We start from the raw sequence: 4,937 nt of genomic DNA on the forward strand, positions 1-4,937 counted from the left end.
ATTATATTGATAATTATTCTGGGGTAATATATTCTGCATTTGCTACACCGTTGTCTCCGACAACAGCCAATGCTTCAGCGCAATCGGAACTGCGCCAGCGATTTGAGAGAAGCGCCTTCGGGTGATCGCAAGCCAATATCATAGGGAAAGAAGCGCGGCCTGAGACTGATGCCTTCGGGTGGCCGCAGCCAAAATCGTCGTAATCTGAGAGACGATGCCTTAGGGCGATAACACCGTTTAACCTTTGAGAACGGTGATCGCAAACGCGATAAAGGTACACTTCAACGCAGGGCAACAACGTCTGCCCGACATCCTTAAAGCTGTTTTCCCTTCGGACTTACGTCCAGCTTATCCTGGCAACATTTGCGGCTCGCAGCTCATGCCAATTGGAACATTTGGCATCTGCAAGAGCAGCATTTGGCGGCGGGATATGTGCAGCGTCACTTGTGTAAGAGCGGTTAGCGATACCAAGTGACGCTGCGCGAAAGGGCACCGTCTTAGCAGACGGAATGCGGTCTTTCAGCACTCTGTACAGTCTGACGCACACGTAGTCACGGTGTTCGGACTGGGGAAACAGCATCTTTAAGCACACTTTTTAACCATAACGTCTTATCACGGAACGCATCCATTCACGGAGAAACCATGAGAGCAGACGTATCAACTTCAGGAGAAAATTCGACTCGGTATCGATGGCAATGTCAGTGAAAGCTGACGTATGGAGGTAGTCTGACTAACGTCAGGACGGCATACGCCGCGAACAGCTCTGCGAGCTGGGGAACCTCGTAAAAACTCAACATGTTGTCACCCCGATGCACAGATACCCGTCGAGACGCAGGAAGCGCAAAACCTAACCGTGCCGTCGGGGCCAGATGTATCACTCATGTTTTATATGAAGATTCAGAATATAGATCGCGCTCGTTTCCATATTTCTGGAGAAGAGCTTGATCTGTATTTCTTTGTGAAAGGGGACAGGTATGTCGAAATTAAGTAAGCAGCTGGTTACGCTGGCAAGGCAGGGAGGTGGTGGGTTCAAGACTATCGCGGATCGTTCAAAGATCGCCTCCCGTGTAGCGGAGAGAATAGCTAAATTAAATATTCAGATCCGGGATGTGAAGCATATAAAAACCAATCATATTGAGCTGTATGTCAAGAGTCGTCAGGCCGAAGGGATATCTAAAAGAACAATGCAGAATGAGATGGCTGCAATCAGAAATATGCTGACTGTTGCTGGTCGGACAAAACTTGCCGACCCTAGCCATGAAGAATTAAGTAATTCAGCTCTCGGATTAGCAGATGCCAGTCGTGACGGTACTAAAGTCGCAATTAATAGCGAACGCTATCTCGCAGCGTTCGCTTATTCAGATAAGCAAGACGTTGGCGTAGCAGCTGCAATGCAGGTTGCTCGTTGTTTTGGCCTGAGGACAGAAGAAGCGGTGCAATCTGTTAAATCATTAAAAACCTGGCAACGTGCTTTATCACGTGGTGATGATCGTGTCAGGATCGTATTTGGTACAAAAGGAGGGCGGCCAAGAGATACGACAATTATAGATCGCGATAAAATGCTAAGTGCTGTTAATCATGCTCTGAAAGTTGCTGCTGAACAGAATGGTAAGCTGATTGATAAACCGGATCTGAAATCAGCAATTGATCGTTATCGAAATATTGTCAGAGATGCGGGATTAGTGGGTAAATATGCGCCTCATAGTCTGCGATATGCCTGGGCAGGTGAAGCGATGGAATATCATAAAAGCAAGGGTATGAGTGACGATGAGGCGAAAGCAATGGTGTCTATGGATCTGGGGCATGGAGATGGGCGGGGGCGTTATATTGAACGTGTCTATAATAAACCTGATATCGAGGAATAATTAAACCCGCTTGCCTCTGTGGAATATAAGCGATAGCATTTAAAAGCTAACCCGTTGTCTCCGACAACAGCCAATGTCCCGGTAATCTGAGAGGGACGCCTTCGGGTGATTACAGCCAAAATCGTCATGACCTGAGAGACGATGCCTTCGGGCGGTAACGTTGTTTAGCCTTTGAAAACAGCGGTCGCTTTCGCGATGAAGGTACACTTCTCACCACAGCGGATTTTCCGCTATCAATGATGTCACTCACCCTAAGGGAACACGCTTCCCGCAGGGGATCGGTGTTCCCTTTTTTACGTAAGGAATACACCGATGACTAATCACCTATCCCTGGCATTTACGCCTGTTTCTATCACGCTCCCGGCCTGGGAACACGCTATTGAAGTGTTTGATTTTTCCCAGTGGGAACGTCGGCAGTTTGCGCTGATTAAAGCCGCACAGGATGCCTGGAACCACCGTCCAGATTCCGATACTCAGCAGGTGACATTTTCGCTGACGTTGTTTGTCCGTCTGGGAGGCGAGACTGCCGAACGGACGCAAAACTTTGTCGCCAGATATGTTGATGATGTACTGGTTGTAACCCTGGGAGAATGAGAGATGAAACTACAGCTTGAACTGACTGACGACGAAGCGCTGGCATTGTCGCATCTGACTCAATGTCTGACATGGAACACGATGCGTGATTTTGTCATGACTAACAGTGAATGCGATGAAATGCTTGATGCGGTCCGGAAATTAGAAAGAACGTTGACGGAACACGGCTTCAGGCACCAGTACGGCTGTCTCGCTTAAACCTTAACTTGACCCTTGCGGGGATTGATTTCCCTTCAGGGAGCGATCCCTGCTTTTATTCACAGGGATATCAGTATGACATCGAAATACACTTATCTTCCGGTTGCGGATTATCGCAATACGACTGAGCGATTATTCCGTCAGGCGATTGTTCATTACAGTGCCTGCGTGGGGAATGGTGAACGAGCTTCCTGGCGTAGTCAGTCCATTATGGCGCTGGAAATAACAGCGGATATCAACTGTAAGCGTGCAACTGAACGTGATCGGCGAAATTTTCTTTCTGCCAGGAAGCGTTTGCAGGAACGCGTTAACAGCGTGTTGGCTTCCGGGGAGGTATGTCATGGATAACGTAACGATGATTGATATGCAGCCTGTTCCTTTTGGCCTGGTTCTTCTGAAATATCTGCGAACTCCACGTCGTGTGGCTCCGTTTTTTGCGTGGGCTAAGCGTCTGGGGGATGAATATGAAGAAACCAGCCGGTGGGAAGGTCGGGCGTTGTCAAACAACGGATTCTATCTTGTCCCAAACTCCCGTCTGACTTATGGCGTCAGTGTGGCCGGGAATGGCTATGAAGGCACCATGACGGCAGAGGCTTTTGGTATCACGCTGTCGTTGCTTGCCCTTGGGCAGATTGCGAATACTACTGAAGATGACGGAGATATCCTGCTTTACCACGCTTTACGTGATTACGCGTTGGATCACTCTGAATCGGTCGAGATTATGGCCGCGATAGACTGATTTTTTACTTTAGCCCGGGCAGGGATTTTTCTACCTGGTTACATAAATCTATATCACCCCTACAGGGAACTCGTTTCCCGGTGGGGAGGACGGTCCCTTTTTAATTATTGAGGAGCTGACCATGATGACAGACCAGACAAATAGCGTATTTTCTGCTGAAGATTTATGCGAACTGGCAAAACTTGAAGGTGATTTGTTGGTTGTGGCCGCATTCGAACGTCTGGATATCGGAACACAACCGGATGAGGATAACGTCACGGATAATCAGTGGACGCTTGCCAGTCTGGCCCGAACTTTTGCACGGGGATGTGTTGGCGATTTGCCGCGTTATGCGCACCCTTCATGCAAGGCTCTTTTCGATGAGGTTATGGAGCTTGCCAGAACTGTGTGCCCGGGAACCTGGGATCACTTTTTCAAGGCAGGACTGGATGAATCGATAGCTATGGCTGCGATGGACTGACTTTTTACTTTAACCCAAACGGGGATTGTTCCCCGTCTGGGAGCCATCCCCGTTTTTTTTGATGGGAATGGCATATGACGAAGAAAACGACCAACCGCAAATCAGCCCCACGGCAGGATTTGTTCCAGACCGTTACCGATAAGATTATTACGGCGCTGGAGAACGGGACGACACCCTGGCGTAAAGCATGGCAAACCGGAAAAGAGGGGTTGCCTGCTAATGCTATCACTGGCCGGAACTACAGCGGTATTAACGTGATGCTGTTATGGATAGATGCTGCCGATAAGGGGTTTTATTCCAATCGCTGGCTGACGTTCAAACAGGCGCTGGATGCCGGTGGTAATGTCCGGAAAGGTGAAAAATCGACGCTGGTGACGCTGTTTAAACCATTCCAGAAAGAGGCTACGGATAACAGCGGCCAGCCGGTATTTGATGAGAACGGTGAGGTGGTTATGCGGGATCGCTGTTTTATGACCAGCTTTCACCTCTTCAACGTTGAGCAGTGTAAAAACCTGCCCGACAATCTTTACCCGGAAATACCGGTTTTGCCCGATGTGGAACGCATTGCCCGGGCAGAACAGATAGCAGCCTGTAGCGGTGTATCAGTGATACATCGTCATCAGGATCGTGCGTATTACCGCCCGGGTGTTGACCACATTATGATGCCGGAAGCCGCTCAGTTTGATTCGGCAGAAGAATACTACAGCACGCTGCTGCATGAACTGGTGCATTCCACCGGTCACGCTTCACGGCTGGCACGTGAAGGCATTGTTTCTACCTCGCAGAAGTTCGGCGATCCGGTTTATGGATTTGAAGAGCTGATAGCGGAGATGGGATCGGCATTTCTGTGTGCTGAACTTGGCATTCATGGCGACTTGCAACATGACAGCTATATTGCGTCGTGGCTGCAAACGCTGAAGGAAGATAACCGCGCTGTATTTCGTGCCGCTCGCTTTGCCCGGGAAGCATTTGAATACTTGGTGCTGCGTGAGCAGGCGCTGGAAGGTACGTGATTTGCTACTACAATTGTTACCTATCTCCAATTCTAGGATATTATCCCTTGTAGGGGTAATACCAACAA

The 4,937-nt window shown here is 49.0% G+C and carries 7 protein-coding genes; all 7 read left to right on the forward strand.

Annotation, left to right across the window (positions count from 1 at the left end; all coding sequences use genetic code 11):
• Positions 1-974 precede the first annotated feature (974 nt).
• The 7 genes from NNO02_RS22455 to NNO02_RS22485 all read left to right on the forward strand — a co-directional run bounded on the left by NNO02_RS22455 (position 975) and on the right by NNO02_RS22485 (position 4,869).
• Entirely contained in the window at positions 975-1,865 is an 891-nt protein-coding gene (locus NNO02_RS22455) for an integrase domain-containing protein (RefSeq protein WP_271455790.1), read from the forward strand.
• 312 nt (positions 1,866-2,177) lie between these two features.
• On the forward strand, positions 2,178-2,459 hold the full coding sequence (locus NNO02_RS22460; protein WP_271455791.1) for a hypothetical protein: 282 nt from the start codon (positions 2,178-2,180) through the stop codon (positions 2,457-2,459).
• A gap of 3 nt (positions 2,460-2,462) precedes the next feature.
• Entirely contained in the window at positions 2,463-2,657 is a 195-nt protein-coding gene (locus NNO02_RS22465; RefSeq protein ID WP_271455792.1) for a DUF7706 family protein, read from the forward strand.
• Between the two features lie 75 nt (positions 2,658-2,732).
• A complete protein-coding gene (locus NNO02_RS22470; protein WP_271455793.1) occupies positions 2,733-3,005 on the forward strand; it encodes a hypothetical protein in 273 nt (90 codons plus the stop codon).
• Complete coding sequence (locus NNO02_RS22475; RefSeq protein WP_271455794.1) at positions 2,998-3,396, forward strand: antirestriction protein; 399 nt, start codon at positions 2,998-3,000, stop codon at positions 3,394-3,396. The genes NNO02_RS22470 and NNO02_RS22475 overlap by 8 nt, the downstream gene beginning before the upstream one ends.
• A 121-nt stretch (positions 3,397-3,517) precedes the next feature.
• Positions 3,518-3,856 carry a hypothetical protein gene (locus NNO02_RS22480; RefSeq protein ID WP_271455795.1) on the forward strand — a complete coding sequence of 113 codons (339 nt, stop codon included), beginning with the start codon at positions 3,518-3,520 and terminating at the stop codon, positions 3,854-3,856.
• A 74-nt stretch (positions 3,857-3,930) separates the two neighbouring features.
• Entirely contained in the window at positions 3,931-4,869 is a 939-nt protein-coding gene (locus tag NNO02_RS22485) for an ArdC family protein (protein WP_271455796.1), read from the forward strand.
• The last annotated feature ends 68 nt before the right edge of the window (positions 4,870-4,937 follow it).

This window comes from Citrobacter sp. Awk 2 (assembly GCF_028069815.1).
GTDB lineage: Bacteria > Pseudomonadota > Gammaproteobacteria > Enterobacterales > Enterobacteriaceae > Citrobacter.

What these genes read in the sequence shown, in the direction of transcription:
- NNO02_RS22455 (WP_271455790.1), top strand. Translation starts at nt 975, where the DNA reads ATGTCGAAATTAAGTAAGCAGCTGGTTACGCTGGCAAGGCAGGGAGGT.
- NNO02_RS22460 (WP_271455791.1), top strand. Translation starts at nt 2,178, where the DNA reads ATGACTAATCACCTATCCCTGGCATTTACGCCTGTTTCTATCACGCTC.
- NNO02_RS22465 (WP_271455792.1), top strand. Translation starts at nt 2,463, where the DNA reads ATGAAACTACAGCTTGAACTGACTGACGACGAAGCGCTGGCATTGTCG.
- NNO02_RS22470 (WP_271455793.1), top strand. Translation starts at nt 2,733, where the DNA reads ATGACATCGAAATACACTTATCTTCCGGTTGCGGATTATCGCAATACG.
- NNO02_RS22475 (WP_271455794.1), top strand. Translation starts at nt 2,998, where the DNA reads ATGGATAACGTAACGATGATTGATATGCAGCCTGTTCCTTTTGGCCTG.
- NNO02_RS22480 (WP_271455795.1), top strand. Translation starts at nt 3,518, where the DNA reads ATGATGACAGACCAGACAAATAGCGTATTTTCTGCTGAAGATTTATGC.
- NNO02_RS22485 (WP_271455796.1), top strand. Translation starts at nt 3,931, where the DNA reads ATGACGAAGAAAACGACCAACCGCAAATCAGCCCCACGGCAGGATTTG.